The organism is Amycolatopsis jejuensis (assembly GCF_000717335.1).
GTDB lineage: Bacteria > Actinomycetota > Actinomycetes > Mycobacteriales > Pseudonocardiaceae > Amycolatopsis > Amycolatopsis jejuensis.
In genome coordinates, this window is sequence record NZ_JNYZ01000010.1 from 149,206 (window position 1) to 175,876 (window position 26,671).

A 26,671-nucleotide genomic window follows, 5' to 3' on the forward strand; every position below is an offset into this window, starting at 1 on the left:
ACCGGGCTGACACGGCGTCACCCAGCGCGCCGGAGCACCTCCACCGGGACCTGCTCGTCCGGCAGCGGCGGCCCGGGCGGGGTGCCGTCCCCGAACGGACGGCCGCCGAGGTCCTCCCGGCCGTGCGGCGTGAGCCAGCCGGTGAGGTCGGGCCCGAGCGGGACGATGCCGGTCGGGTTCACCTGGCGATGCACCACGTAGTAATGCTCTTTGATCTGCCCGAAATCGATGGTGTCGCCGAATCCGGGTGTCTGGAACAAGTCCCGCGCATAGGCCCACAGCACCGGCATTTCTGTGAGCTTCTGCCGGTTGCACTTGAAATGCCCGTGATACACCGGGTCGAAGCGGACCAGCGTGGTGAACAATCGCACGTCGGCCTCGGTGATGGTGTCGCCCACGAGGTACCGCTGCCCGGCGAGCCGCTCGGACAGCCAATCCAGCCGGGCGAACAACGCGTGGTACGCCTCTTCGTACGCCTGCTGGGTACCGGCGAAACCCGATTTGTACACGCCATTGTTCACGTCTCGGAATACCTTCTCCGCGACGTCGTCGATCTCGTCGCGCAACGGTTCCGGATACAATTCGGGCGCGCCTTCGCGGTGGTAAGCGCCCCATTCCAGGGACAGATCCAGGGTGATCTGCTGGAAGTCGTTGGTGACCACCTGCCCGGTGGGCATGTCCACAATGGCCGGAACGGTGATGCCGCGCGGGTAGTCCGGGTACCGTGCGAGAAACGCCTCCTGCAGCCGTTCGATGCCGAGCACCGGGTCGCGCCCGCCCGGGTCGAGGTCGAAGGTCCAGCTGCGCGCGTCGTGCGTCGGACCGCAGATACCCATCGACAGCACGTCCTCGAGCCCGAGCAACCGCCGCACGATCGACGCACGGTTCGCCCACGGGCACGCCCGCGCGATCACCAGCCGGTAGCGGCCGGGTTCCACCGGCCAGCCGTCCCGTCCGTCGGCAGTGATGCGATCGGCGATGTAGTTGGTGTCGCGCTTGAACTCGCCCTGATCGGGCATCGTCACCCTGCTTTCTCGTCGTCGTCTTTGTCGTCCGGGCATTCCGGTGGTTCCAGCGCGGTGGCCAGCCGGGCGAGGATCGGACCCGCGGCGCGGACCTCCTCGGGCGAAAGGTGGTCGAACAGATGCGCACGCACGCGCGCCAGATGCCCGGGGTACGCAGCGGCGAGCTTCGCGTGACCGCGCTCGGTGAGCATGGCGTGCGCAGCGCGGCGGTCCTCCGGGCACTTCACCTTCTGCACCAGACCACGGCGCACCATGCTCTCCACGACCCGGCTGATCCGGCTGAGCGACAGCGCGGTGTCCTTCGCCAGGTCAGTGAGCCGCAGGCGGCCTTCAGGCGCCTCGGACAGCGAGACCAGCACGGTGTAGTCGGTGAGCGAGACGCCGGTGTCGTGCACGAACTGGTCGTCGAGTGTCCTGGGCAACACCGTGATGATGCGCGTGAGCGGCCGCCACAACGCCTCTTCTTCGCTGGTCAGCGGGTCTCGGTCCACCACGTGACCAGGGTACCCGACACTTGCTCGCGCAATCAGTTAATCTGCGTTACAGTGGTTGTTGAGCCCTCAATCAATCCGCACAGCAGAAGGAAGAGACATGACCAGCGCGACCACGTACCCCCAGCTCACCGGCGAGTACACGATCGACGGCGCCCACAGCCGCATCGGTTTCGTCGCTCGCCACGCGATGGTGACCAAGGTCCGCGGCTCGTTCAACGAGTTCGAGGGCACCTTCAGCCTCAACGGCGACGACCCGGCCAAGTCGAGCGCGAAGGTCGTCATCCAGACCAAGAGCATCGACACCCGCAACGCCGACCGAGACGGCCACCTGCGCACCAACGACTTCCTCTCCTGCGACGAGCACCCGACCATCACCTTCACGTCCACGTCGATCAACCAGGCTGACGAGGCGAGCTTCGACGTGACCGGCGACCTGACCATCAAGGGCGTCACGAAGACGGTCACCATCCCGTTCTCCTACGAGGGCACGGCAAAGGACCCGTTCGGCAACGACCGAGTCGGCTTCGAAGGCTCGACGGCAATCAACCGCCGCGACTACGGCGTGTCCTTCAACGCCCCACTCGAAACCGGCGGCGTGCTGGTGTCGGACAAGGTGACCCTGGAGTTCGAGATCTCGGCCATCAAGAGCGCTTGACCGTTTCGGCGTGCTGACCCCCAGTGGTCGTGCGCCTGCCCGGCCCCCCGTGGTCGACAGTCCGTGAAGGGAACCCTGCTTCGGTCAGGGTTCCCTTCACGGATTTCTGGTATCCGGTGGATCGGGTTCCGCCTCTGCTGACGCTACTTCTTGGGCCGCGCCCGTTGCGCGTGATCGCCCACTCTCACCGCGTTGTCCTGCTTTCTCTTTGCAGGACAACACACTTCCGCAGTCGACGACCCACTGCCGCAAGGAATCGCGGACGCCCCCCGCGCCACCATCTCAGGCCCCCCGCACGCCCGCTTGCGACACGGCCCGGTGTGCCCCGGTTGCGGCCGGATGCGCCCGACTGCGGCCGAATGTCCCCGGTTGCGGCCGAATCTCGCACTGAACCCGGGCCACGCAGAATCCGTTCACCCGCCCCGCACCCGCATGCCCATCGCACAGTCCCCGCGCGCTCACGCGTCCGATTCCCCATCACGCAATCCCCGCACACGCAGATCCCCACCATGCCAGCCCGCACACACCTGTCCGCAGATCCCCCACCACGCCAGCCCGCACGCACCCCTTCCGCCGACTCCCCACGCCAGCCCGCCCACACCGTTCCGCCGACTCCCCACGCCAGCCCGCCCACTCCCCTCCGCAGGATCCCACCGCGTCACCCCACCGCGCATTCCCGCTGTCCGGTGCATCAACCGCCCCTTCCCCGGCCGCCTTCCACCCCGGCACCCCGCCCCGACCTCCACGCCGACCTGCGAAACCCCACCCTCACCACGTCCACATATGTGAACATAAGTCACGTGACTGAATAGTTATCAGCCCGCATATTGATCGTCGATGGTCGGCGTGTGACGGTGTACCGCGAAGTTCCTGACGCGGCCGGTACGCCCGCAACGAGGAAAGGCCTTGCGCGGCGGGGGAATCGGCCGTTCCGCAGTGCTGAGCGCTAGCACGCCCGATGATCGCCCCACGCACCCGGCCCGGACGGCGCCGCCTCCCCGGCAGCGGACCAGGACCGGCCGCCCATCCCGGAAAGAGACGGCTCGGCACATGACACAGACAGCCGCGGCGCGGCGGCCCATCGGCAGGACGACGCTGTACTTCTTCGGCGCCCTCGGCGGCATCCTGTTCGGTTACGACCTCGGGGTCATTTCCGGCGTATTGCCGTTCATCGGCAAACTCTGGGGTCTGTCCGGGTGGGACAAGGGCGTGATCACTGCGAGCATTTCGGTGGGCGCGATCGTCGGCGCGATATTCTCCGCGCGGCTCAACGAAATACTCGGCAGGCGGCGGACGATCATGGTCGCCGCGGTCATCGTGATCGTCGGCACCGCCGCGGCGACGTTCTCGCCGACGTTCGTGTTGCTGATCGTGTCGCGGCTGGTGATCGGGGTCGGGATCGGGCTGTCGTCGTCGACGGTGCCGACTTACCTGTCGGAGCTCGCCCCCGCCCGCCTGCGCGGCGCGATGGGGGCGCTGAACCAGATTTTCATCGTGCTTGGCATCCTGATCGCGTTCCTGGTGAGCTACGGACTCGGCACGTCGGGCAACTGGCGGCTGATGTTCGCCGGTGCGGTCGTGCCGGCGGTGATCCTGGTGGCGGGCTTGGTGTTCCTGCCGGAAACCCCGCGCTGGCTGATCGCGAACGGCCAGGAGGAACAGGCGCGGACAGTGCTGGTCAGCTCGCACGGCGGCGGCGTGGATGTCGACGAGGAGGTCCGGACAATCCGCGAGGTGATCCGGCTGGACTCGGAGTCGGCGAAGACGAGGTTCCGCGACCTGCTCACGCCGATGGTGCGCCCGATGCTCGTGGTGGCGCTGCTGCTCGCGATCGGCCAGCAGTTCAGCGGCGTGAACGCGGTGAACGCGTACTTCCCGACGATGCTGATCGGGCTCGGATTCGCCACCCAGGCCGCGCTGCTGTCAGGCGTGCTGCTGGGCGTGACGAAGTTCGTGTTCACCGCGTGGGTCGTGTTCGTGGTCGACCGGTGGGGCCGCAAGCCGCTGCTGCTGATCGGCAACGTGATCATGGTGGTGACGCTGGTGGCCGCGGGGTTCGTGGTGCTGGAGGTACGCGACACCGGGACCAAGGGTGTCCTGATGCTGATTGCGATGGTGCTGTACCTGGTCGGCTACGAACTCGGCTGGGGCGCGGTGGTGTGGGTGATGATGTCGGAGGTGTTCCCGCTGAAGGTCCGGGCCGCGGGCATGGGAGTGAGCAGCGTCGTGCTGTGGGCTGCGACCGGCATCATCAGCGCCGTGTTCCCCATCATCGCGGACCCGGGAGCCCTCGGTATCGGCGGCTCGATGTTCCTCTTCGCAGGGATCAACGTGGTTCTGTTCGCCCTCACGAAGTGGCTGGTACCGGAAACAAAGGGCCGGACGCTGGAACAAATCGAACTGGACCTCCGCGGCCGCACGCACGCCAAAACCACCGCCTGACGCTCTGCCTCGACGGCGCTGTCGGCCGGGTTTCCGCTTTCGTGTTCGCCTCCCTGCCGCATTCGGCCTCCACCCCCGGTCCACATCGGACGCCTTCCGTTTGGCACCCACCCGCATCCGGTGCTGTACTGCGAAGAGCAGCCCGTCGTGGGAGGAGGTGCCCCGGCAGTGCCCGAGCCGGACCCCCAAGGGACGGACCAGTCTCCCCCAGCCCGGGCCACCCCGGGCCGATCTCCCTCGGATCCCCCCTACGCGAGCCCATCTTCGCCGGAGGATCCGCAGCCGAACTCAACTCCACCGGAGCACTCGCACCTGAGCGCAACTCCACCGGAGCATTCACAGCCGAACTCAACTCCACCGGAGCACTCGCACCTGAGCGCAACTCCACCGGAGCATCCGCAGCCGAACTCATCTCCGACTGAGCACTCGCGCCCGAGCCAACCTCCGGCGGAGGGCTCATCTCCGAGCCAAGCTCCGCCGGTTCACCGCCACCCGACGTCAGCGGAATCGCCGAGCCAGCCGGAGTCACCGGAGCAGCCCGAGCCGCCAAACGCATGGCCCCCGCTCGCCGAGACGGTGTCGCCGGACCGTCTTGCCTGGCCCGGCAACTCCGCCCCGCCCTCACCGGACCAACCCCGTCCACCGAACCAGCCGGGCACGCCCACGCCAGCCCGACCGACCACACCAGCCCGACCGATCACGCGAGAACAGCCGGGCACGCCGGAACAGGCGGGCACGCCAGAACAGGCGGGCACGCCAGAACAGCTGGGCACGCCACACCGCACGATCTCGCCAGCCCCGTCCAACGGGCAAGATCCACCGGACCAGCCGAGGCCGGGCCGTCATCGGGTGCCGGACCCCGACCCACCCACGCCACACCAGCCCGACCCACACGCAGGCCAGCAGGCTGGTCTGCCGGGGTGGCAACGGTCGGACTCAACTGCATGGCAGCAGCCCGACCCACTGTCATCGCAAGAACCCGAACCATCCGCACAGCCGACGACCAACTCGCCAACGCCGCGGCAACCGGGCCAATCCGCACCGTCAACAGCCTGGCCGCCAACGCCACAGCAATCCGAACCACCCGCAACCGTCCGACCGGGGTCGCGGCAGCCCGAACCAGCCACGCAACCCACGACCGACCCACCGACATCGCAGCAACCCGAACCAGCTGCCCAGTCCGCAGCCGACCCACTGACGTGGTGGCAGGCCGGGGCATCCGCGCGTCGGGTGTCCGAGCCACCGGTGTGGAGGGAACTCGAGCCGATTCACCGGCCCGGCATCGCAGGAACCGACTCCGCAGCCGAAACCGACACCGGCACGGGCACGGGCACGGGCACGGGCACCGGCACCGGCACCGGCACCGGCACGGGTAGCGGCACGGGCGCCAGCACGGACACGGACACCAGCGCGGGCACCGGCACCGGCACGGGCACGAGTACGGGCATCGACACCAGCACGGGCACGGGCACCGACACCAGCGCGGGCGACGAAACCGGCATCAAGCCCGTCTCAGGGATCGCTCTCGAAGGGCTCCTGTCCACCACTTCCCTGGGAAAGCGGGTGAAGGAACTGCTGCGGGAGCCGTACGCGGGTGCCTGCGAGCTATGCGTCGACACGATCGCGCTGGCTGAGCTCGCGGCTCGGCTGCAGCTGACGATCGATGCCGTCCGCGTGGTTGTCGCGGAGCTTCTCCGGGCGGAGCTCCTTCGCGCGCATGACCCGATCAGTGTTTATTCTCCGGATGACCGTCGCCGCGTGGTTGAACACCTCCTTTCTGCACTTCATCGGCTCTGACCGGCTACTCGGGAATCGACTCAGTCCGGCAGCATGGGCATCTCCATTCCTGCGTCGTGGTGCAGCAATGCGGCGCGGGTGACAGCCGCCGAGCCGAAGCGGTCTCGGACGGTGTCCATTGCTGCGTCCAGGGCTTTCGGTTCCGGCGCTGGTAATCGACCTGGTGGACGACTGCTCGTCAGGTCGATCGGCGGCCGGTCGGTGCCGTGCGCTGCTGCTCTCGATGCCAGGTCCGGGAGATCGTCCAAGGCCAGCGGTAATGCGAGCTGCACCGCGCCCCGGTCGTCGAGGTTGGCGAAGGACAGGCCCAGCAAGGTCAGTCCACAGTCGTATATCAGGGACTGCGCTACCTCCAGCAAACTGCGCGCTGCCGACAGCAGGGTTTCCGTGTGGTCGGTACTTTCCGGGAGGGTGCGGGACCTTGTCGCACGGGTGAAGTCTGCGAACCTCATCCGCAGCACCACCGTGCGGCACACGCGTGACGCGCCGCGCAGCCGTCTCGCCAAACGGTCCACAATGGACACCAGGATCTCGTCCAGCTCGGACATCGTGCGGCGACGGCGGCCGAGGGCGCGTTGGGAACCGACGGAACGTCTGCGTCTGCCGGGCTGGACCGGACGCGGGTCGCGACCGAGGGCAAGGGCGTGCAGATGCCGACCGGCGCCAGGGCCGAGCAGGGAGACCAGATCGGCTTCCGGCAGTTGCGCGACCTGCCGCACGGTGCGGATTCCGCGCTCGCGCAACTTCGCCGACGTCACCTTTCCCACTCCCCACAGCCGCTCCACCGGCAACGGGTGCAGGAACTCCAGCTCCCGGTCGGGCGGCACCACCAGGAGCCCGTCCGGTTTCGCGACACCGCTGGCGACCTTCGCGAGGAACTTCGTGCGCGCCACTCCGACCGTGATCGGCAGCCCGACCTGCGCCAGCACCTCCGCGCGCAGCCGTACCGCAATCTCCGACGGCCGGCCTGCGATCCGGCGCAGACCGCCTACATCGAGGAACGCTTCGTCGATGGACACTCCCTCCACTACCGGCGTCGTCTGCCGGAAGACCTCGAACACCGCCTTGCTCGCCGCGCTGTAGACCGACATCCGCGGCGGCACCACCACGGCATGCGGGCACAGCCGCCTTGCCTGCACACCGCCCATCGCAGTGCGCACGCCAAGCGCCTTGGCCTCATAACTCGCCGCCAGCACCACGCCACCACCGACGATCACCGGCCTGCCGCGGAGCCGGGGATCGTCTCGCTGCTCGACCGACGCGTAGAACGCGTCGAGGTCGGCGTGCAGGATCGGTCCTTCGTTCGTCACGAACATATGTTCGCATCAACCACCGACAAAAACCGGGGTTCCTTCACTCGAACGGAGTAAAAACGTCTCCCGGAGGCGGTGGCCGCGGCGCTAGTCTGGCCCGGTGCGGCTGGTGTTGTTCCACCTCGAGACCACGCTCGTCGACCGAGCCGAGGGGTTCCGGCGATGGGCGTGGGAGTTCTGCGCAGAACACCGTCTGACCAGGGAAGACGCCGACTGGCTCAGCACCGCCGACGACCACGGGCGCGCGAATCGCGCGGTGTTCTTCAAGGAGGTCCACGACCGTTTCGGGTTGCGCCACAACGAAACCGAGCTACTGGAGGCGTACCGCGAACGCCATCCGGCACTGATCCCGGCCGCTCCCGGGGTGCTCACCGGCCTGCCCCGGCTGCGCGCGGCGGGCTGGCGGATCGGCGTCCTCGGGGAGAGTGACTACCACCTGTCGACGTTGCTGTGCACCGGAATCGCCGGGCTGGTGGACGGATGGGCGCTGGCCGGGACGGAGGGAGTGTCTACATCGGACACTCGGCTGCTGGGGATTGCGGCTGGACGATGCGAGGCGCCGATGGAGGGCGGGTGGCTGGTCGCTGGCGCGGGACGGAGCGCTGATTTCGGCGGGGGCGCAAGCGCTGGTCCGGGCGCCGACCCCAGTGCGAGCCGGACCAGTGGCGGCGGGGTGAGCAGCGACAGCCCCAGCGCGGGGAAGGCGAGTGGCGGCGGAGTGAGCAGCGACGACCCCAGCGCGGGGAAGGCCAGTGACGGCGGAGTGAGCAGCGACGGCCCCAGCACCGGGAGGGCCGTTCACGGCGAGGTGAGCAGCGACCGCCCCAGCGCGGAAAGGACCAGCGGTTGGGTGAGCAGCGACTGCCTCAGCGCGGGGCGGGCTGCTGGCCTGCACACCGTCTGGGTGGGGCCGCGCACGGAGGAGGTCGTGGATCGGGCCGTGCCGGACACCGCTGCGGCGATTGGCTTGTTGCTGGGGTGACTGCGGACGTTGCGTGCTCGGATGAGCGGTCAGTTCTCGACGTCTATTTGCCACGTTCCGTTGCGCTGCAGCATGGTGTAGTTGTGGCGCTCGGTGGTCGAGTGGCCGTCGGTGCGCTGGTAGGTGATTTGGGCGCTGAGGGTGTTGTCGCCAGTGACCTTGATGTCGTTCGCGGTCACTGATTTGAACCTGGTCCACCATGATTGGTACCGGTTGAATGTCTGGTTGTGCCGGGCGCGGAAACCGTCGCTGAGCATGGCCCAGCCGCGGTCCAGGTTGCCGGGGAGGTAGGAGAAGTAGTCGCGCAGGGCGGCGACCATCGCTTCGGGGGTGGCGGGGGTGGACGGGGCGCTGCTTGGAGGGGAGGTCGGGGGTGGGGACGGCGGTGGGCTGCTGGGGGCAGGGCTGCCGGCGGATGCGGGGATTTCCGCGGCCGGAGTCGGCTGGCCCTGGTTGCGGGTGAGGACGACGGTGAGGATCACGGCCAGCACGACGATCAGTGCGCCTACTCCGGAGAAGATCATTCCGCGACGTCTTCGGTCTACTGGCGAGGCAGGGGCGGTGGAAGCGGCCGGAGTTGTTGCGGCGGAGGTTCCATCAGCCGTTCCGGGACCCGGTGTACCGGCGGAGATGCCAGAACCGGCGGCACCGGAACTGCCAGCCGCACCGGTGGCGAATCCAGCGGCGCCCGGACCAGCGGCGGCGGAATCCGTAGTACCCGGACCGCCAGCACCGGAACCAGCAGTACCCAAACCACCAGCGCCGGAACCACCGGCAGCGCTGTGACCAGCGGCACCAGAATCGCCAGCGGCACCGAAACCGGCCGCACGGGAACCACTGGCAGCACCAAGACCGCCGGCACCAAGACCACCGGCCGCACCGGCACCGTAACCGGCAGCGCCGTAACCACCGCCGGCCCCGGGACCGCCACCAGCCGCTCCGGCCGAGCCGGCAGCCGTGCCACCAGAGCCAGAACCAGAGCCAGAACCAGCGCCGGACCCAGTAACAGCGGAATCCTCACCGGAAGCACCAGAATCGGCAACGGAACCGTCGCCAGACAAGACACTCGCACCGAATCCCGCACCAGGCGTGCCGGGTACGAGCACGCTCGTCGGTACCACGGGTGGTTTCGTTTCCGGCAGGGTCGGCGGTTCGGGGACCGTCGCGACCGGGGTGACGCCTCCGTCCAGTTTGCTCAGCTCGGCGGCCACCTCGGCCATCGACGGGCGGTCCGCCGGGTTGAGTTCCAGCAGTTTCTGCAGCAGCGGTTCCAGCTTCCCGGCCTGCTTCGGCGGCGTGATCGAACCGCTGGATACCCGGTACAGCAAGGCAATTGCGTTGTCCGCGGTACCGAACGGTGGCACGCCTTCCACCGCCATGTACAGCGTGGCGCCCAGAGCGAAAACGTCCGAGGCGAAGGTTGCGTCCTCGCCGCGGGCGACCTCCGGGGCCAGGAACGCCGGGGTGCCGGAAATTTCTCCGGTGGCGGTGAGGGTGACGTCACCGACCGCGCGGGAAATGCCGAAATCCGTGACCTTCACGGTGCCGTCCTCGCCGAGGAGGATGTTGCCCGGCTTGACGTCCCGGTGCACGATCCCGGCCCGGTGCGCCGCGGTGAGCACACCGGCGAGCTGGACTGCGATCGGGATCACCTCGTCGACCGTCAGCGGGCCGTCGTCGTGCAGTTTCGCCGACAGGCTGCGCGAAGGCAGGTACTCCATGATCAGCCACGGCCGGTCCTCGTACTCGACCACGTTGAACACCGAAATCGCGTTCGGATGCTGCAGCCGGGCGGCGATGCGGGCCTCGCGCATGGCGCGGTGCCGGGCTTCGTCGACCTTCTCCGGACCCTGGTTCAGCGGCATGAGAAGTTCCTTGACCGCGACGACACGGCCGAGAATCCGATCCTCCCCGCGCCACACCATGCCCATCGCGCCGCTGCCGACCAGTTCGACGAGCTTGTAGCGTCCGGCGACCTGCCGGCTCTCCTCGGTCAACGGAAAAACCCCTCGGTGCGACATCATCCACGGACGGCGATCACCCAGTTTTCCACGGAACCACCCGGGCCGGGTCGACGCCCCACCCTGGCCCGCCGGGGTTGCTCCGGGTGGCCGGATCACGACAGGCTGAGCACATGACCACGACGGCGCCGTCCTTCCGGAAGGTCTTCGGCGTGGCCGAATTCCGGGCGCTGTGGCTTGCGCACGTACTGTCGGTCGCGGGAGATCAGCTGGCGCGCGTCGCGTTGACGGTACTGGTGTTCGACCGTACGGCGTCCGCGGGATGGGCCGCCGGGACGTACGCGCTCACCTACTTGCCCGACCTCCTCGGCGGCGCACTCGGCGGCCTCGCCGACCGATTTCCGCGGCGTACGGTGCTCGTGGTTGCGGATGTCGTACGCGCGTTGCTCGTCGCGTTGATGGCGATTCCCGGGGTGCCGTGGCCGGTCGCCGCCGGATTGCTGGTGGTGGTCCAGCTGGCGGCCGGACCGTTCCAGGCCGCGCGACAGGCCGTGCTGCCGGATCTGCTCGGCGCGGAACGGCTGGCGACCGGGCAGGCGATCCTGTCCTCGACGTACCAGGCAGCTCTCGTGATCGGGTTCGGCGCGGGCGCCGCGGTGGTTGCGTGGCTGGGAGTTTCGGGCGCGTTGTGGGCGGACGCGGTGACGTTCGCGGTGTCGGCCGCGGCGCTGCGCTGGGGTCTGCGGCCGTACCCGGTGTCGACGGTGGCGGAACGCACGCCGCAGTGGGCGTCGCTGGTGGCCGGGTGCCGGCTGGTGGTACGGGACCGGAAACTGCGGTCGTTGCTGGCAATCGCGTGCTGCTGCGGGTTTTACGTGGTGCCGGAAGGGCTCGCGGTACCGGTGGCCGCGCAGCTCGGCGGTACCGGGGTGCTGGCCTGGCTGCTGGTGGCGAACCCGGTCGGGACGCTGCTCGGGGCGTTGCTGATCAGCCGGTTGCCGCGCGCCCGGCAGATGCGGTGGCTGGGTCCGCTTGCGGTGGCGAGCAGCCTGGTGCTGCTGCCGACGGGCTGGACGCCCGCGTTGCCGGTGATCGTCGCGCTGTGGACGGTGTCCGGGATGTTCTCCGCGCACGATTTGATCACGCAGGTGCAGTACAGCCTCGCCGCGCCGCCGGAGCAGCGCGGCCAGGTGATCGGGGTCGCGATCGCGGCATTGCGCGCGGCACAGGGCCTGACGATCGCGGGCGCGGGCGCATTGGCACTGGCATTCGCGCCGACGACGGTGGTCGCCATCGCGGCGGTCGTCGGCGCCGGATGCGCTTTCGCCGCCGCAACCGCATGGACCCGCGCGGTGCGGCCCCGCCGAACTCCCCTCGACGGGGCCACCCCACCTCCCGCCCGGTGATCCGCGGGCTCGGCTCAGGTCCAGTTGTTGTCACGCACGCCCTCTCACCTCCTCGGGGACGGACCTGGGGGCGTCGGGTCAGTGAATCCAGTTGTTGTCACGCATCGCGGGTGGTCACTTCCTCTCGGTGACGTGGCGTTCGGGGGTGTGGTCAGCGGGTCCAGTTGTTGTCGCGCATCGCTTCGGGCACCTCCTTCTCGGTTGGCGTGGGTTCGGGTCGGGTCAGCGAGTCCAGTTGTTGTCACGCATTTGCGGCACCTCCTCCCGGTTGGCATGGGTTCGGGTCGGGTCAACGAGTCCAGTTGTTGTCACGCACTTGCGGCACCTCCCCTTCGGTTGGCATGGGTTCGGGTCGGGTCAACGGATCCAGTTGTTGTCACGCACTTGCGGCACCTCCCCTTCGGTTGGCATGGGTTCGGGTCAGGTCAACGAGTCCAGTTGTTGTCACGCACTTGCGGCACCTCCTCCCCGGACGACGCGGGTTCGGGTCGGGTCAACGGATCCAGTTGTTGTCACGCATAACTGCGGGCACCTCCTCTCGGGCAGGGCTCAATCGCGGGGCCTTGGTCAACGGGTCCAGTTGTTGTCGCGCATGTGGGGCACCTCCTCCCCGGTCGACGTGGGTACGGGTCGGATCAGCGGGTCCAGTTGTTGTCACGCACGGGCCACACCTCCTCTCCTGCAGACGCGGATTCCGGGCTGATCAGCGGGTCCAGTTGTTGTCACGCATAACCCGTCCACCTCCTCCACAAGCCGCATTTCCCCAGGTCACCGAGTCCAGTTGTTGTCCCGCATCTCGACACCCCCTTCCGAAATCCCCGAAATCCCCGGATCCCCCGGGCTCCCGATCACGCCTCTCCTGTCACCAGTTGTTGTCACGCATGCCGCGTCTCCCTCCGCTCACCTGGGCCTCAACCCCAGTCACTGTCACCACCCGTTGACACGTCTCAGCGCGTCCAGTTGTTGTCTCGCACCGTGGACACCTCCTCTCACGAAGAAAGAGCGAAGTCTCGACCTCCAGTCGAGACTCAACGCGGGAAAGAAGCAGCCCAGTTGTTGTCGCGCACGGTGGTCGCCTCCGTTTCAGGGTCGCTCTTCCGGGGGTTTTTGCACGTCATCGGGGGTCCAACGGTCACCGAATGTGCCCGGGATCTGCGGCCGGACGGGTGGGCCCATCCCCTGGTCCGTCACGAATTCGTGGCGGCCCGCCACTACCCACAGTGGTCACCTCCCCTCGCCGACGAGCGGGCGCTGGGCTGTCCGGGCGAAATTGCCTTGGCCACTCCCAGAGTCCGGACAACGGCCAGCACACGACGCGCCTCGTCGTTTACGGTAGAAGCCAACCGGGTGAGGTGAAGAGTGCGCGGACGAGTTGCCGGGTGGTTCACGGGCTGGCGCCTTTGGCGGTTGCCTTCCCACGTCCGCACCTACGTGCTCCTCGTGAACGCCGTCGCGGTCGGCGCGACACTGGCTACCGCCTGGCTTGCGCCCGTGCACCGGATGGACCTGATCCGCTTCGGCGTCCTCGCCGTGTGCGCGGCGCTCGCGATCGAGGCGACCCGGCACATCGAGCGACAGCGCGAATACAACCGGGCACCCACCGTGGCGTACGTCGACACCAAGGCCGTGTGGAGCATCGCCGCCGTCGTCGCGCTACCTGCCGTCCTCGCGTCGGCGATGGTCGTGTTCACCTACGCCATCGCGTGGTGGCGGATCTGGCCGCGGGAACGCCCGGTCCTGCCGCACCGCTGGATCTTCTCCGCCGCGACCGTCCTGTGCGGCACCCAAGCCGCCGTCGCTGTGCTCGCGCTCGGCATGCACGAGTACCCCGGCGTGCTCGCGCACGGCTTCGCGCCAGGGCTGCTCGACCTCGCGGTCTTCATCCTCGCCGCCGGGCTGCGCTGGGCGATCAACACCGCGCTCGTGATGGTGGCGATCGCGCTGTCGAGCCCGCCGCGGTCGTTCTCCGACCTGTTCTCCGGCTTCGGCGACCAGCTGCTCGAAGCGGGCGCAATCGGGCTCGGCCTGGTCACCGCGGCCTTGCTGCTGCTGGCCAACCCGCTGATCCTCGCCGGGGTCGTGATCGCGCTGGTGGCCCTGCACCGCGGACTGCTGCTCACCCAGTTCCAGCACGACGCCCGCACCGACGTCACCACCGGCCTCGCCACCAAACGCTGGTGGCGCACGGTCACCGAGCGGTACCTCGAACGCGCCCGCGTCACCCAGGGCACGGTCGGCGTCCTGCTGCTCGACCTCGACCACTTCAAGTCCATCAACGACACCTACGGCCACCCCACCGGCGACCTGGTGCTGCGCGAGATCGCGATGTCGCTGCGGGCCGAGGTGCGGGACCAGGACGTGTGCGGCCGCTGGGGAGGCGAGGAGTTCGCGATCGTGCTGCCGGACATCCCTAGCGCGGACCACCTCGGCCACATCGCTGACCGCATCCGCCGCCGGATCCCGCAGGTGGCCGTTCCGCTGCCGGATCGCGACACGGTGATCAGCGACCTCACCATCTCCATCGGCTGTGTGCTCTACCCGGCCTCCCACCTCGCCGGCGTCGACGACGTGCTGGTCGCCGCCGACGCCGCGCTGTACCGGGCGAAGCAGGCCGGCCGCAACCGGGTCGAACTCGCCAGCTGCTGACCGCCGGTTCCGCGTGCCACGATGGAGGGCAGCGGGGACGAGGAGGTCCGGGTGCCCGAATGGGAGCTGCCGGTCGCGCAGGCCCGGGTCGACCGGGCCGCGTCCTCCGGGCTGTCCACGTCACTGCTGAGCGTGCCCGGGGCGGTCGGCGCCGAGGCCGCCGGGTTCGTCGCCACCGGTGAGGTGATGGGCTGCGTGGTCCAGCGGCTCGGCTGGGGCTCCGGGATCGGGATCACGCCGACACAGCAGCTCTCGATGTACGGCGACGTCATGCGCACCGGCTACCGCGTCGCGCTCGAACGGCTGCGCGCCGAGGCAAGGGCCATCAACGCCGACGGCGTCCTCGGCATCCAGCTCTCGGTGACCCACCTCGACGAGACCCTGCGCGAGTTCGTCGCGCTCGGCACGGCGGTGCGGGCGCTTTCCGCGCAGCGGCCCGGTTTCGTGTTCACCACCGAGCTGTCCGGGCCGGACGCCGGCAAGCTCGTCCAGGCCGGATGGGTGCCCGCGACGGTGGTGATCGGCGTCGGCGCGCACACCACGTACGACTACAACCTCCAGTACCAAACCACGGTGTGGGCCGGAAACACCGAGGTCGACGCGCACACGAAGCTCGTCACCGACATCCGTGCGAGGGCTCGCGCCGAGTTCCGCGAAGCCGTCCGCGCCAGCGGTGCCGACGGCGCGATCGTGTCCCGGATGACGCTCGACAGCTGGCCACTCGGCGAGGTGGGCGTGGCCGGGCTGGCGAGCGTGTTCGGCACCGCCGTCGCGCGTTTCCACGCCGAGGCCGCCGTACCGACGTCCGCGCTCACCGTCCTCCCGTTGCAGTCGAAGGAGAAGCCGTGACCACCGCGCCGCAGATCCCCGACGATGCGATGCGCCGGCTCGCCGAAATGCGGCCGGGGCAGGCGACCAGTCTCTTTACCTCCGACCTGAGCGTGAACGAGTTCCTGCTCGTGCGGGAGGCCGGGTTCCGCCCGCTGGGGCTCGTGCTCGGGTCGAGCATCTACCACGTCGGCTTCCAGATGGGGCGGTGGAGCCGCAACCAGGAGCTGGACCGGCTGTCCGCGGCGATGTACCACGCGCGCGAGCTCGCGATGACCCGGATGGAGGCCGAGGCGGACCTGCTCGGCGCGGACGGGATCGTCGCGGTGCGGCTGGAAATCGAGTTCAAGGAGTTCGGCAACGACCTCGCGGAGTTCATCGCCGTCGGTACCGCGGTGAAGGCCGACGAACCCGGGGAATGGCGGACCGGCAAGGGAAAACCGTTCACCAGCGACCTGTCCGGCCAGGATTTCTGGACCCTCGTGCAGGCCGGGTACGCGCCGCTGGGCATGGTGATGGGCTCGTGCGTCTACCACATCGCGCACCAGCGATTCCGCCAAGCGGTCGGGAACATCGGGCAGAACGTGGAAATCCCGCAGTACACCGAGGCGCTGTACGACGCGCGTGAGCTGGCGATGGCGCGGATGCAGGCGGAGGCCGAGCAGCTGCACGCAGAAGGCATTGTCGGGGTACAGCTGCTGTCGCTTCCGCATCGCTGGGGCGGCCACACCACGGAATTCTTCGCGATCGGCACCGCGGTCAAGCCGTTGCGCGCGGACCATCACATCACCAAGCCGCAGCTCGTGCTGCCGCTCACGGACTGATGTCCGGCTCCGGGTTGAGCGGCCCGTCCGGCGAGTTCCACCTCCTGCTCGCCGCGCTTCGCACCGACCGCGCCGACGTCGCGTCGTACAGCCGCGTACTGTCCGAAACCCTCGGCGACGCGCTGCCACCGGGCATGGTGGAAATCGAGCGGCGGCGCAGTTTTGCCGACCGCGTCGCGGGTCGCGCGGGCCAGCCCATCGAGGTGCGCGTGCTGACGCCCGACCGGCACCTCGTGCTCAGCGCGGCAGCGGACGGCACCGTCCGCGGCGAGGTGCGGATGGTCGTGCGCGGCGTGGTGATCAGCCGCCGGGAGACCGACGTGGACGAATGGCTCACCACCCTCGTGCACGAGCTGCAAGCCCTCGCCCGGCGCGACGCCCAAGCGCGGCAAGCACTCTCGCGGCTGCTCGGCGGAACTTGACCGGCCGCGCGGGTCCCGCTAGAACTCGGGGATGGACTGGACTCTCGAGGTCGTCGTCGTTCCGGTGTCCGATGTGGACCGGGCGAAAGCGTTCTACACCGACCAGGTCGGCTTCCACCTCGACCACGACGTCACGCCCGGCCCGGGGTTGCGTCTCGTGCAGCTGACGCCGCCCGGGTCGGGCTGCTCGATCGTGCTCGGCAAGGGCGTGGTGCCGGACATGCCGCCGGGGTCGCTGAAGGGCCTGCAGCTCGTCGTCGCCGACGTGCGGAAGGCGCGGGAGGAGCTCGTCGCCCGCGGGGTCGACGTCGGCGAAGTCCAGCTGTACGGCCCGGATCCCGGCACCGGAGCGTTGAGCGACCTCGACAACATCGGGTTCGTCCACTTCAGCGACCCGGACGGCAATGCATGGGCGGTACAGCAGATTTCCGCCCGTGCCAAGCCGTGAAGGTCCGTGAAGGGAACCATCACGGAATCTGATTCCGTGATGGTTCCCTTCACGGACTTCAATCCACCAGCGCACCGCAGCTGACGTTCACTGTGGCGGCGGTCATCGTGCGGGCCTTGTCCGACGCGGCGAATGCAGCGACGGCGCCGACGTCGGACAGGGTGGCGGTACGCCCGAGCATGGTCATCTTCGCGAGCTCCGCGCCAAGAGCTTCCGCACCGGCGAAATCGGCCGGGATCGTCTCGGGTACGCCGCCGGTGCGCAGGGTCACCGTACGCACGCCGTGCGGGCCGAGCTCCGCGGCGAGCTGCCGGCGCATTGCTTCCAGCGCAGCAAAACCGACCTGCAGGCCGCCGACCGCGTGGTTGCGCACGGGTTCTCCGTCGCCGCCGAAAAGCAGCACGACCCCGGACCCCTGCCGCTTCATGTGCCGTCCGGCCGCGCGCATCGTGAGGAACGTCGTCCGCACACCGGTGACCACGGGTTGTTCGTAATCCGCCATGGACATCTCGATCATCGGCGTACCCTGGACGTCGCCGTGGGTGATCACGTTCACCGAAATGTCCAGGCTGCCGCCCGCTTCGACCACCGCGTCCGCGTGGGCGTCCACGGCCTGCTCGTCGAGCGCGTCGACCACCGCGACGTCCGCGGTTCCGCCTGCCGCCCGGATGTCCGCCGCCACCCGCTCCAGCTTCTCGCGCGTGCGCCCGGCAAGGAAAACCCGCGCGCCCTCCTCGGCGAATCCACGCGCGATCGCGCCGCCGATTCCCCCGCCACCGCCGTACACGACCGCGTTCTTGCCTTCGAGCAACATCCGACCTCCTGGTGTTCCGGGCTTCCACCAGTGCGTCGAACGGGGGACCCGGATTTCGACCAGCGACCTACGGCCGGGTCGCCCCCATCGGATTCGGGATCGGCAGCCCGCCGCTGTCGACTACCTGCCTGCTGAGCGGCGTGACCAGCTCCACTACCCGATCGACCGCCACCGGGCCGAGCGCCTCCAGCGGATCGGCCGCGAGCTGGTCCGTCATTTCCTCGATCGTGCGGCGGACGTCCGCGCCCGCCGGAGTCAGCGCGCCGCCGTCGAGAAGGCCCCGCGCGACCAGGCGTTCCGTGGCTGTTTCCCACTCGTCGTCGGTCCAGCCACGGGCCGGTTGCACCAGCTCGCGGGTGGTCGCTCCGGTCGCGATGTGCGTGAGCGACGCTTCGAGACCGCTCAACCCGGACGCCACCGCGGCCAGCACGTGACCGTCGCCGCGGTGCTCGCGCAAGGCCGCGGTCGCGAGCCACAACCGCGCCAGCGGACGGTCCGGGCGAGCTGCAGCCGCCCAGGCCGCCGCAAGCGGACGTCCGTCGAAACGGCACCCGGCGACGGCTTGCTCCAGCAGCGACACGAGCTCGTCCAGCTCGACCGGACCCAGCAGCCGGGTCAAGGCCTCCTCGACGGCCTCGATCCGGGTCCGCAATACGTCGCCGGGCGCGGCGAACGTCCAGGCGTCCGGCAGCGCCCGCGCGACCATCCGCGGGGCGAAACCGTAGAACATCGAGGTGACGGGTTCCGGCCCGATCGGACCCAGTGGCGCCGCACGGCCCGCGAAATAGCCCATCCACCAGCCGCGCAGGCCCACCGCCTTCGCAGCGGCCGCCGGTTCGGGGGCGAAGTACACCACCGCGTGCACGGGTTCGAGCGCCGCCCACAGACGCCGCGCCGGATTCGGCTCCATTCCGGTGACCCTAGGCCAGAAAACGGCCCGCCGCCCCGGGAAACCGGGACGGCGGGCCGCTGAAGAAAAAACTCAGGCGAGCTCGAGGTTGTAGGACTGCAGTTCCAGCGTCAGCGGGTAGAAGTAGCTGGTCTGGGTGTCGCCGCCGGACAGCGTGCCGAGGCCCTTCGACCCGTCGTAGGCCGGGCCGCCGGAGTCGCCGTGGTCAGTGTGCGCGGTGGTGCCGAACTCGTGGTTCAGCACGCCGACGTCGAAGTTCACCGATTCGTCGACCGACGTGACCTCGCCACTGCCACCGCCGGTGGTCTGGCCCATCTTCTGGATCTGCTCGCCGACCGTCGGCGTGCCGGCACTGGTGATCTGCTGGCCGGTGTTGATCGCGCCGGGACCGGTGCCGTTCGGGCGGGTCAGCAGGCCGGAGTCGGCGCCGGGGCAGTCGCTCTCCACGATCTGCGCGCCGGACACGTCGCCGCCGGACCAGGTACCGCCGGTGTTGGTGCAGTGGCCCGCGGTCAGCATGAACGGCTGTCCGCCGCGGGTCACGTTGAAGCCGAGCGAGCAGGTGTACTGGCCGTTGTTGATCGAATCGCCGTCGGAGATGAAGGTGGACAGCTTGCCCGCGCGGTGCTCGACCCGCGCCGCATCACCCAGCTTGGCCGCGGCCGCCGTGACCTTCGCCGCGGTGGCCGGCGAAGCGGCGTCGTAGATCTTCACCACGACCTGGTTGGTCTTGGTGTCGATCCCCCACGCCGTCTGCGGCACGTTCTTGACCGCGTCCATGCTGTTCTTCGCGCCGGTGAGCGCGGTGAAACTGTGCTTCACCAGCTTGGTCGTGAAGCCGGCGGCCTTGGCCTTCTCCTGCGCCGCGGCGTCGGTGACGTTCAGCACCGCCTTGCCGCGTTCGAGGTGGATGCCGCCGTTGCCGGCACCGAGGGTGTCGGCGACCTGGGTGGCCTGGGTGATGGACTCCGCCTGCATCTTGGCGAAGGCGAGCGGGCTGGCCGACGCGGCGTTCACGCACATGCCCGCGGTCAGCGCCGCGGCCGACAACGCGGTGAGACCCGTAACGAGCGTCTTCCGGGAAGCCATTCTTCCTCCAGGTGAGCTGGACCGACCGTGCGCGGCCGGGCCGCGCACCACGGGGGGACGCCCCACACTGTTGTTGCCCGGCAACCAACGCGGAACCGACGAAGGTTGGTTAATCACCAAGCGATGAGGACAAATCGGACCCGTTGGACCGTTCGGACCAGCGCGGATGCCCGAACAGGGTCAGTGCTCGCCCGGCCACCGGACATGCTCGGCGTACTCATCGGTCTTGCGCAGGTACCCGGCGATGAACGGGCACACCGGAACGATCACGCCGCCGCGCGCCACGACGTCGTCGAGCGCGGCCTTCGCGAGCACCTTGCCGAGGCCGCGGCCGCCGAACTCGTCCCCGATCTCGGTGTGGGTGAAGACGGTCTCGGAGTCTTTCGGGGTGAACTCGGCGAACCCGGCGAGCTTGCCGTCGGCGTACACCTCGTAGCGGTTCTCGCCGTCGTTGCGGACCACGCGGGTTTCGTCGCTCATTCCACACTCCTCGTTCCCGACCGCCCGGATGTCGGCTCGCGCTTCACCATCGAGCGACGCGGCGGTACTCAGCGCCCATCAAAACAGGCGGCCCCCTCGGCTGCACGGGCGATGGGGCGGAATCGCCCGGGTGGCAGGGGTTCCGCCACGCCGGTCGGGTCTGTTTGCCTCGGGGGGTCGCCAACGGAAGGCAAGGGATGCAGCCGTTCGTCCTGCCCGAGTTCTACCTGCCCCATCCCGCCCGGCTGAGCCCGCACCTGGCGGGCGCGCGGGCGCACAGCAAGGCGTGGGCGTACACGATGGACATGATCGACGTGCCCCAGCACGGCACGGTGATCTGGGACGAACGCGACTTCGATTCCCACGACTACGCACTGCTCTGCGCGTACACCCATCCGGACGCCGGGGCGGCGGAACTCGACCTCGTCACCGACTGGTACGTCTGGGTCTTCTACTTCGACGACCACTTCCTCGAGCTCTTCAAGCGCACTGGCGACATCGAGCACGCCCGCGGGTACCTCGACCGGCTCGGGCACTTCATGCCTGCCGCGGGGGCAATCACCGAAACGCCGCAGAATCCGGTGGAACGCGGGCTGACCGACCTGTGGAACCGCACCGTGCCGCAGCGGTCGGCGGGCTGGCGGCGGCGGTTCCGGGAGAGCACGCGCAACCTGCTCGACGAATCGCTGTGGGAGCTGGCCAATATCAACGAGGGCCGCGTTGCGAATCCGATCGAGTACATCGAGATGCGGCGCAAGGTCGGCGGCGCGCCGTGGTCGGCGAACCTGATCGAGCATTCGGTACACGCCGAGGTACCGGACGAAATCGCGGCGAAGCGCCCGATGCAGGTACTGCGCGACTGTTTCGCCGACGCTGTCCACCTCCGCAACGACCTGTTCTCCTACCAGCGCGAGGTCGAGGACGAAGGCGAGCTGTCCAACGGCGTGCTGGTGTTCGAGAAGTTCCTCGGCTGCCGCACGCAGGAGGCCGCGGACGCGGTGAACGACCTGCTCACGTCGCGGCTGCACCAGTTCGAGCACACCGCGCTCACCGAGGTACCCGCGCTGTTCGACGAGCATGGCGTACGGCTCTCCGGACGGGCCGAGACGTTCGCGTACGTCAAGGGTTTGCAGGACTGGCAATCCGGCGGACACGAATGGCATCTGCGGTCGAGCCGGTACATGAACGAGGGCGCGCTGTCCCCGCGGGGCGGGCTCGGGATGTCCGCCATCCGGATGTTCAGCTCGATCGCGTCGACGGCCCCGCAACGGGCGCGGGCGTTCACGCACCGGCCGTTCGAGCGGGTAGGACCGGTGACGCTGCCGGAAATCCCGATGCCGTACCCGCTGCGACTGAGCCCGCATCTGGCCGGAGCGCGGGAGAACGTCGTCGGCTGGGCGCGGCGGATGGGTTTCCTGTCGGAGTCGCTGTGGGACGAACGCCGGCTGCGCGCAATCGACCTGCCGTTGTGCGGCGCAGGCATCCACCCGGACGCGTCACCGGAGCAACTGGACCTCACCAGCGCATGGCTGACCTGGGGCACCTACGGCGACGACTATTACCCGGCCGTCTTCGGCGCCCGGCGCGACCTGCCCGGCGCCAAGCTGATGACCTCGCGGTTGAAACTCTTCACTCCCACCGACTGCGAGCCCGTACCGCCGCCGCTCAACCCACTGGAAGCAGGCCTCGCCGACCTGTGGCAACGCACCGCAGGCCCGATGACCCCGGCCGCGCGACGGACGTTCCGCGCCTCGATCGAGGACATGACCGAGAGCTGGTTGTGGGAGCTGGTGAACCAGGCGCAGAACCGCATCCCGGACCCGATCGACTACGTCGAGATGCGCCGCCGGACCTTCGGTGCCGACCTGACCATGAGCCTGTCCGACCACGTCGTAATCCCGCCGGAACTCCACCGCACCCGGGTACTGCAGGCCATGAAACACTCCGCGACCGACTACGCCTGCCTGGTGAACGACGTATTCTCGTACCGCAAGGAGATCGAGTACGAGGGCGAACTGCACAACGCGGTGCTGGTGGTGCGCTCCTTCCTGGACGTCGGGCAGGACCGCGCCTTCACCATCGTGGGCGACCTGATCGCCGCGCGAATGGCGGAATTCCAGCATGCGGTGGACGTCGGGCTTCCTTCCCTGCAAGCTGACGCCGCACTCGCCGAGTACGCGGAGAGCCTGCAGCACTGGATGTCCGGGATCCTTCACTGGCACCGCAACTGCCAGCGCTACGCGGAACCGCCGACCCACTTCCGTGAAGGGAACCTTCACGGAAGCAGATTCCCTCATGGTTCCCTTCACGGACCTAGATTCCGTGAAGGTGGCCTTCACGGAATACTCCACAGGTGACCCAGCGGGTGCAACCCACCACTCCGCCGAGCATTCCCCGCACCACCCCGCAATACTCGACACGTGCGCACCTTGAACCTCCACTTCCTGGGCCACGCCACCACCCGCGTGGAACTCGGCGGCCGGGTGGCGCTCACCGACCCCGTGCTCACCCGCTGGATCGGGCCCCTCACCCGGGTAGCCCCGCGCCCGGACGTCGCCGCCTGGTCCGGCGTGGACATCGTCCTCGTCTCGCATCTCCACAGCGACCACCTGCACCTCCCCTCGCTCAAACTCCTCGGCCGCAACACCCGCATCGTCGTCCCGAGGGGCGCCGGCAGCTGGGTGGCCCGGCACGGCTTCACCGGCGTCGAGGAGATCTCCCCCGGCCAGACGATCACCGACGGCGACCTCCGCGTCACCGCCACCGAGGCCGACCATTCCGGCCACCGCTGGGGTCCCCGGCTCACCCACGGACCGCAGAGTCCCGCGCTCGGTCACCTCCTCGAAGCCGACGGCAAGCGGGTCTACTCCGCAGGCGACACCGACCTCTTCCCCGGGATGGCCGACCTCGGCCCGGTCGACGTCGCGTTGCTGCCGGTGTGGGGCTGGGGTCCGAACCTCGGCCCCGGGCACCTCACGCCCGCCCGCGCCGCCGAGGCTGCCGCGCTCGTCCAAGCTCGCGCCGCGGTGCCGGTGCACTGGGGGACCCTGGCGGTACCCGGCATCCACCGCACCGCGCGGATGCGGCAGCTGCTCGTCGAACCGCCCCGAACGTTCGCGCATCACGTGCGCTGCGCCGGGCTCGAGACCGAGGTGCTGCACACCCGTCCTGGCACGGACGTCCTGCTTCCGGCGCCCGAGGAGCGCGAGTGAACTGGACGGATCCGTCGGCGATCGGGTACCCGGCGCTGTTCGGCGGAGTGCTGCTGGGCTCGGTGATCCCGATCGTGCCGACCGGCGCGGTCGTGGGCGCGGCGGCCGCGGTCGCGATGACCACCGACCATCTGTCGCTGCCGCTGGTGATCGTGCTGGCCGTGCTTGGCGCGTACCTGGGTGACGTGATCACCTTCGCCGTCCCCCGGTTCGGCAGTGAAGTGCTGCTGCGGTTCGTCGAGCGGCGGCAGCAGGCCGAGCGGCTCGCGAAAGGCCGCGAGCAGTTCGCCCGGCGCGGCTGGCAGCTCGTGGTGATCGGCAGGCTGGTCCCGGCCGGACGGATTCCCGTGCTGCTCGCCGCCGGGACGCTCGGCTATCCGTGGCGCAAGTTCCTGCCCGCCGGGCTGCTCGCGTGCGTGCTGTGGGCGGTCGCGTATGCGCTGCTGGGCATCGTCAGCGGCGGTATTTTCGACTCGCCGCTGATCGCGACCCTGCTTGCCACCGTGCTGGTGCTGGTGGTGACCGTCGTGACCACGTTGATTTCCAAGCGCCGTGCCGCACGCCAAACGGGAGGAACCCGGTGACCACACCCGCCCCGGCGAAGGGCCGGTTGCTGCGCGGCGGACGCGTCGTCGCGCGCGTGCTCCTCGTCTGGGTCGCGGTCACGGGCGCGCTGCGACTGCTCGACGCATGGCTCGACGGCTTCGCCATGCACTCGTGGTGGCAGGCCACGGTGTGCGCGCTCATCCTCGGGTTGCTCATCGCCGTGGTGTGGCCGCTCGTGCTGCGCGTGGCGTGGCCGATCGCGTACTTCACCCTCGGCGTCGGCACGTACATCCTGCTCAGCGCGGCGACCCTGGCGATCCTGCAGGCGGTACCCGGGGTGGAACTGCACGGCCTGTCCACCGCGATCGTGGTCACCGTCGCGATGTCCGCGGTGGGTGCGGTGATCTCCAGCGCGCTGGCCGTCGACGAGGACGAGATCTTCTTCCGCCGCGCGGCCCGGCGCCGACGGAAAGCCAGCCCTGACCCGGGTAAGGCCGACGAGCCGCCCGGAGTGGTGTTCCTGCAGATCGACGGGCTCGGGTACGACACCGTCCGCCGCGCGATCCGCGACGGCGACATGCCGACGTTCGCCGCGTGGCTCGCCGACGGCACGCATTCGCTCACCCGCTGGCACACCGACTGGAGCTCACAGACCGGCGCGAGCGTGTGCGGCATCCTGCACGGCTCGAACCACGACATCCTCGGTTTCCGTTGGTACGAAAAGGATCGCGACCACGTGATGGCGTGCGCGCACCCGTCCGACGCCGCCGAGATCGAGCGACGGCACAGCAACGGCCGCGGCCTGCTGTCGATCGACGGCGCCAGCCACGGCAACCTCTTCTCCGGCGACGCCGAGCACGTCAGCCTCACCATGAGTTCCGTGCCGGTGCTGGTGCCACGCAAGCTGCGCAGCCGCCGCCGGGACGGGGTCGGCGCCGGCTATCGCGAATACTTCGCCAATCCGGTGAACGTGTTGCGGACGTTGGGCGTCGCGCTCGCTGACATCGTCCGCGAGCTGTCCGCGGCGGCGAAGCAGCGTCGGGCCGGGGTGGTGCCGCGGATCCCGCGCGGCGGTTTCTACCCGCTCGCCCGAGCGGGTACCACGGTGATCGCGCGCGACGTCGTGGTGTCCGCGATCATCGGCGACATGCTCGCCGGGCGGCCGGTGGTGTACGCGGATTTCCTGGGCTACGACGAGGTCGCGCACCATTCCGGCATCGAACGGTTCGACACGCTGGAGGTGCTGCGGTCGATCGACCAGCAGTTCGCGCGGCTGCTGCGGGCCGGACGGCTCGCCCCGCGGCGGTACCACCTCGTCGGGCTTTCGGACCACGGGCAAACGCAGGGACAGGCGTTCGTCGACCGGTTCGGCGAGACGATCGAGGCGCTCGTCGGACGGCTGTGTGGCGGAGAACCCGTTGCGGAGCAAGGCAAACGGCGGCAGGCGGAGAGCTGGCAGGTGAACGCGGCGCTGGCTGAGGCAACGGCGACTGGTGGCCTGATCGCCCGACGGCTGCGCGCCCGGGTCGAGGACGCCGAATGCGCCGAGGACCGGCCGCGTACCACGAGCGGGTCGCCGGGGGAGGTCACGCGCGTGGCGCCCGGGGTGGTCGTGGTGGTGTCCGGGCATCTGGCGATGGTGTCGTTCACCGAGCACGAGGGCCGGGTGGAGCTGGAGACGATCGAACGCGAGTACCCGGATCTGCTGCCGACGCTCGTCGACCACGACGGCGTCGGGTTCCTGCTGGTCCGCAGCCGGGAGTTCGGTCCGGTGGTGCTCGGCCGCGACGGGCTCAAGCGGCTGGCCACCGGCGTGGTGATCGGCGAGGACCCGCTGGCCGGTTACGGGCCATCCGCGGCCGACCTGGTGGCGCGCGTCGACACCTTCCCGCACTGTGCCGACATCATGATCAACAGCCGCCACGACCCGGATTCGGACCAGTCGTCGCCGTTCGAGCGGCACGTCGGGTCGCACGGCGGGCTAGGCGGACCGCAGCAGCGCGGGTTTCTCTTGTACCCAAGGGAATTCCCGGCGCCCGGCGAACCCGTCGGCGCGGAGGCCGTCCACCACGTGTTCCGTGACTGGCTCACGTTCCTCGGCCACCCGCAACCCGGTACGGCGGAAGTGGCTCCGGTGCCATCGGAGGTCGCGTCGTGATCCCGCTGGGTACCCGGGTCGTGGTGCGCTACCGGATCGAAGGCGGGTTCACCGACGCGCTCGGCCCGCTCGTTGCCCGGGACGACGAAACCTGCACGGTGGAAACGAAACGCGGGCCGGTGGTCATCCCGCTGGCTGCGGTGGTCGCGGCGAAACCCGTGCCGCCACCGCCCGTCCGCCGGAAAACGAGTGGCCCGCCGACGCCGGATCTGTGACGAT

The 26,671-nt window shown here is 69.2% G+C and carries 23 protein-coding genes; 15 read left to right on the plus strand and 8 right to left on the minus strand.

The genetic code is table 11. The features are described from left to right. Window positions 1-17: 17 nt before the first annotated feature. Both OO71_RS14355 and OO71_RS14360 read right to left on the minus strand, forming a co-directional pair. Window positions 18-1,019, minus strand: coding sequence for a glutathione S-transferase family protein (locus tag OO71_RS14355; protein ID WP_033290247.1), 1,002 nt, complete (start codon window positions 1,017-1,019; stop codon window positions 18-20). A gap of 2 nt (window positions 1,020-1,021) precedes the next feature. After that, a complete protein-coding gene (locus OO71_RS14360; protein WP_033290248.1) occupies window positions 1,022-1,519 on the minus strand; it encodes a MarR family winged helix-turn-helix transcriptional regulator in 498 nt (165 codons plus the stop codon). Between the two features lie 97 nt (window positions 1,520-1,616). Here OO71_RS14360 and OO71_RS14365 point away from each other — a divergent pair, with 97 nt between their 5' ends. The 3 genes from OO71_RS14365 to OO71_RS50070 all read left to right on the plus strand — a co-directional run bounded on the left by OO71_RS14365 (window position 1,617) and on the right by OO71_RS50070 (window position 6,413). Then, complete coding sequence (locus tag OO71_RS14365) at window positions 1,617-2,174, plus strand: YceI family protein (protein ID WP_033290249.1); 558 nt, start codon at window positions 1,617-1,619, stop codon at window positions 2,172-2,174. A gap of 936 nt (window positions 2,175-3,110) precedes the next feature. Then, a complete protein-coding gene (locus OO71_RS14370) occupies window positions 3,111-4,616 on the plus strand; it encodes a sugar porter family MFS transporter (protein WP_281178421.1) in 1,506 nt (501 codons plus the stop codon). Window positions 4,617-5,846: 1,230 nt separating this feature from the next. Then, complete coding sequence (locus OO71_RS50070) at window positions 5,847-6,413, plus strand: DUF742 domain-containing protein (RefSeq protein WP_033290250.1); 567 nt, start codon at window positions 5,847-5,849, stop codon at window positions 6,411-6,413. A 20-nt stretch (window positions 6,414-6,433) separates the two neighbouring features. Here OO71_RS50070 and dinB read toward each other — a convergent pair whose 3' ends face one another. Then, on the minus strand, window positions 6,434-7,729 hold the full coding sequence (dinB, locus tag OO71_RS14380) for a DNA polymerase IV (RefSeq protein WP_033290251.1): 1,296 nt from the start codon (window positions 7,727-7,729) through the stop codon (window positions 6,434-6,436). 97 nt (window positions 7,730-7,826) lie between these two features. On the opposite strand from dinB, the gene OO71_RS47370 reads away from it, so the two are divergent. Beyond that, window positions 7,827-8,708, plus strand: a complete 882-nt coding sequence (locus OO71_RS47370; protein ID WP_051791546.1) for an HAD family hydrolase — start codon at window positions 7,827-7,829, stop codon at window positions 8,706-8,708. A 29-nt stretch (window positions 8,709-8,737) separates the two neighbouring features. On the opposite strand, the gene OO71_RS53110 is transcribed toward OO71_RS47370, so the two are convergent. Beyond that, window positions 8,738-10,705, minus strand: a complete 1,968-nt coding sequence (locus OO71_RS53110) for a serine/threonine-protein kinase (protein ID WP_342669930.1) — start codon at window positions 10,703-10,705, stop codon at window positions 8,738-8,740. A gap of 137 nt (window positions 10,706-10,842) precedes the next feature. Between OO71_RS53110 and OO71_RS14400 the strand changes: the two genes are divergently transcribed. The 6 genes from OO71_RS14400 to OO71_RS14425 all read left to right on the plus strand — a co-directional run bounded on the left by OO71_RS14400 (window position 10,843) and on the right by OO71_RS14425 (window position 17,243). Further along, a complete protein-coding gene (locus OO71_RS14400) occupies window positions 10,843-12,075 on the plus strand; it encodes an MFS transporter (protein WP_033290252.1) in 1,233 nt (410 codons plus the stop codon). Window positions 12,076-13,434: 1,359 nt separating this feature from the next. Continuing rightward, window positions 13,435-14,721, plus strand: a complete 1,287-nt coding sequence (locus tag OO71_RS14405; protein WP_051791548.1) for a GGDEF domain-containing protein — start codon at window positions 13,435-13,437, stop codon at window positions 14,719-14,721. 51 nt (window positions 14,722-14,772) lie between these two features. Next, entirely contained in the window at window positions 14,773-15,570 is a 798-nt protein-coding gene (locus OO71_RS14410; protein WP_033290409.1) for a heavy metal-binding domain-containing protein, read from the plus strand. After that, window positions 15,567-16,373 (plus strand): heavy metal-binding domain-containing protein, encoded by an 807-nt coding sequence (locus tag OO71_RS14415; protein ID WP_245633666.1) that lies wholly within the window; start codon window positions 15,567-15,569, stop codon window positions 16,371-16,373. The genes OO71_RS14410 and OO71_RS14415 overlap by 4 nt, the downstream gene beginning before the upstream one ends. After that, entirely contained in the window at window positions 16,373-16,795 is a 423-nt protein-coding gene (locus tag OO71_RS14420; protein WP_033290254.1) for a hypothetical protein, read from the plus strand. Before OO71_RS14415 ends, OO71_RS14420 begins: the two co-directional genes overlap by 1 nt. Before the next feature lie 31 nt (window positions 16,796-16,826). Beyond that, complete coding sequence (locus OO71_RS14425) at window positions 16,827-17,243, plus strand: VOC family protein (RefSeq protein WP_033290255.1); 417 nt, start codon at window positions 16,827-16,829, stop codon at window positions 17,241-17,243. 58 nt (window positions 17,244-17,301) lie between these two features. Here OO71_RS14425 and OO71_RS14430 read toward each other — a convergent pair whose 3' ends face one another. From OO71_RS14430 to OO71_RS14445, 4 genes are all read right to left on the minus strand, one after another. Further along, on the minus strand, window positions 17,302-18,057 hold the full coding sequence (locus OO71_RS14430) for an SDR family NAD(P)-dependent oxidoreductase (RefSeq protein WP_033290256.1): 756 nt from the start codon (window positions 18,055-18,057) through the stop codon (window positions 17,302-17,304). A gap of 67 nt (window positions 18,058-18,124) precedes the next feature. After that, window positions 18,125-18,967, minus strand: a complete 843-nt coding sequence (locus OO71_RS14435) for an SCO6745 family protein (protein ID WP_033290257.1) — start codon at window positions 18,965-18,967, stop codon at window positions 18,125-18,127. Between the two features lie 72 nt (window positions 18,968-19,039). Continuing rightward, a complete protein-coding gene (locus OO71_RS14440; RefSeq protein ID WP_033290258.1) occupies window positions 19,040-20,056 on the minus strand; it encodes a S1 family peptidase in 1,017 nt (338 codons plus the stop codon). Window positions 20,057-20,236: 180 nt separating this feature from the next. Then, window positions 20,237-20,536: a GNAT family N-acetyltransferase gene (locus OO71_RS14445; protein ID WP_033290259.1), complete on the minus strand. Its 300-nt coding sequence runs from the start codon at window positions 20,534-20,536 to the stop codon at window positions 20,237-20,239. Between the two features lie 197 nt (window positions 20,537-20,733). On the opposite strand from OO71_RS14445, the gene OO71_RS14450 reads away from it, so the two are divergent. From OO71_RS14450 to OO71_RS14470, 5 genes are all read left to right on the plus strand, one after another. Next, the gene (locus tag OO71_RS14450) at window positions 20,734-22,893 is read left to right on the plus strand and encodes a terpene synthase family protein (RefSeq protein ID WP_245633667.1); all 2,160 of its coding nucleotides are present in this window, start codon (window positions 20,734-20,736) and stop codon (window positions 22,891-22,893) included. A 63-nt stretch (window positions 22,894-22,956) separates the two neighbouring features. Further along, window positions 22,957-23,748, plus strand: coding sequence for an MBL fold metallo-hydrolase (locus OO71_RS14455; protein WP_033290260.1), 792 nt, complete (start codon window positions 22,957-22,959; stop codon window positions 23,746-23,748). Next, complete coding sequence (locus OO71_RS14460; RefSeq protein ID WP_033290261.1) at window positions 23,745-24,332, plus strand: DedA family protein; 588 nt, start codon at window positions 23,745-23,747, stop codon at window positions 24,330-24,332. Before OO71_RS14455 ends, OO71_RS14460 begins: the two co-directional genes overlap by 4 nt. After that, window positions 24,329-26,452, plus strand: a complete 2,124-nt coding sequence (locus tag OO71_RS14465; RefSeq protein ID WP_033290262.1) for a phage holin family protein — start codon at window positions 24,329-24,331, stop codon at window positions 26,450-26,452. Before OO71_RS14460 ends, OO71_RS14465 begins: the two co-directional genes overlap by 4 nt. Next, complete coding sequence (locus OO71_RS14470) at window positions 26,449-26,667, plus strand: putative acetyltransferase (RefSeq protein WP_245633668.1); 219 nt, start codon at window positions 26,449-26,451, stop codon at window positions 26,665-26,667. Before OO71_RS14465 ends, OO71_RS14470 begins: the two co-directional genes overlap by 4 nt. Window positions 26,668-26,671 lie beyond the last annotated feature (4 nt).

What these genes read in the sequence shown, in the direction of transcription:
- OO71_RS14400 (WP_033290252.1), top strand. Translation starts at nt 10,843, where the DNA reads ATGACCACGACGGCGCCGTCCTTCCGGAAGGTCTTCGGCGTGGCCGAA.
- OO71_RS14365 (WP_033290249.1), top strand. Translation starts at nt 1,617, where the DNA reads ATGACCAGCGCGACCACGTACCCCCAGCTCACCGGCGAGTACACGATC.
- OO71_RS14440 (WP_033290258.1), bottom strand. Translation starts at nt 20,056, where the DNA reads ATGGCTTCCCGGAAGACGCTCGTTACGGGTCTCACCGCGTTGTCGGCC.
- OO71_RS14435 (WP_033290257.1), bottom strand. Translation starts at nt 18,967, where the DNA reads ATGGAGCCGAATCCGGCGCGGCGTCTGTGGGCGGCGCTCGAACCCGTG.
- OO71_RS14420 (WP_033290254.1), top strand. Translation starts at nt 16,373, where the DNA reads ATGTCCGGCTCCGGGTTGAGCGGCCCGTCCGGCGAGTTCCACCTCCTG.
- dinB (WP_033290251.1), bottom strand. Translation starts at nt 7,729, where the DNA reads ATGTTCGTGACGAACGAAGGACCGATCCTGCACGCCGACCTCGACGCG.
- OO71_RS14445 (WP_033290259.1), bottom strand. Translation starts at nt 20,536, where the DNA reads ATGAGCGACGAAACCCGCGTGGTCCGCAACGACGGCGAGAACCGCTAC.
- OO71_RS14425 (WP_033290255.1), top strand. Translation starts at nt 16,827, where the DNA reads ATGGACTGGACTCTCGAGGTCGTCGTCGTTCCGGTGTCCGATGTGGAC.
- OO71_RS14450 (WP_245633667.1), top strand. Translation starts at nt 20,734, where the DNA reads ATGCAGCCGTTCGTCCTGCCCGAGTTCTACCTGCCCCATCCCGCCCGG.
- OO71_RS14430 (WP_033290256.1), bottom strand. Translation starts at nt 18,057, where the DNA reads ATGTTGCTCGAAGGCAAGAACGCGGTCGTGTACGGCGGTGGCGGGGGA.
- OO71_RS14355 (WP_033290247.1), bottom strand. Translation starts at nt 1,019, where the DNA reads ATGCCCGATCAGGGCGAGTTCAAGCGCGACACCAACTACATCGCCGAT.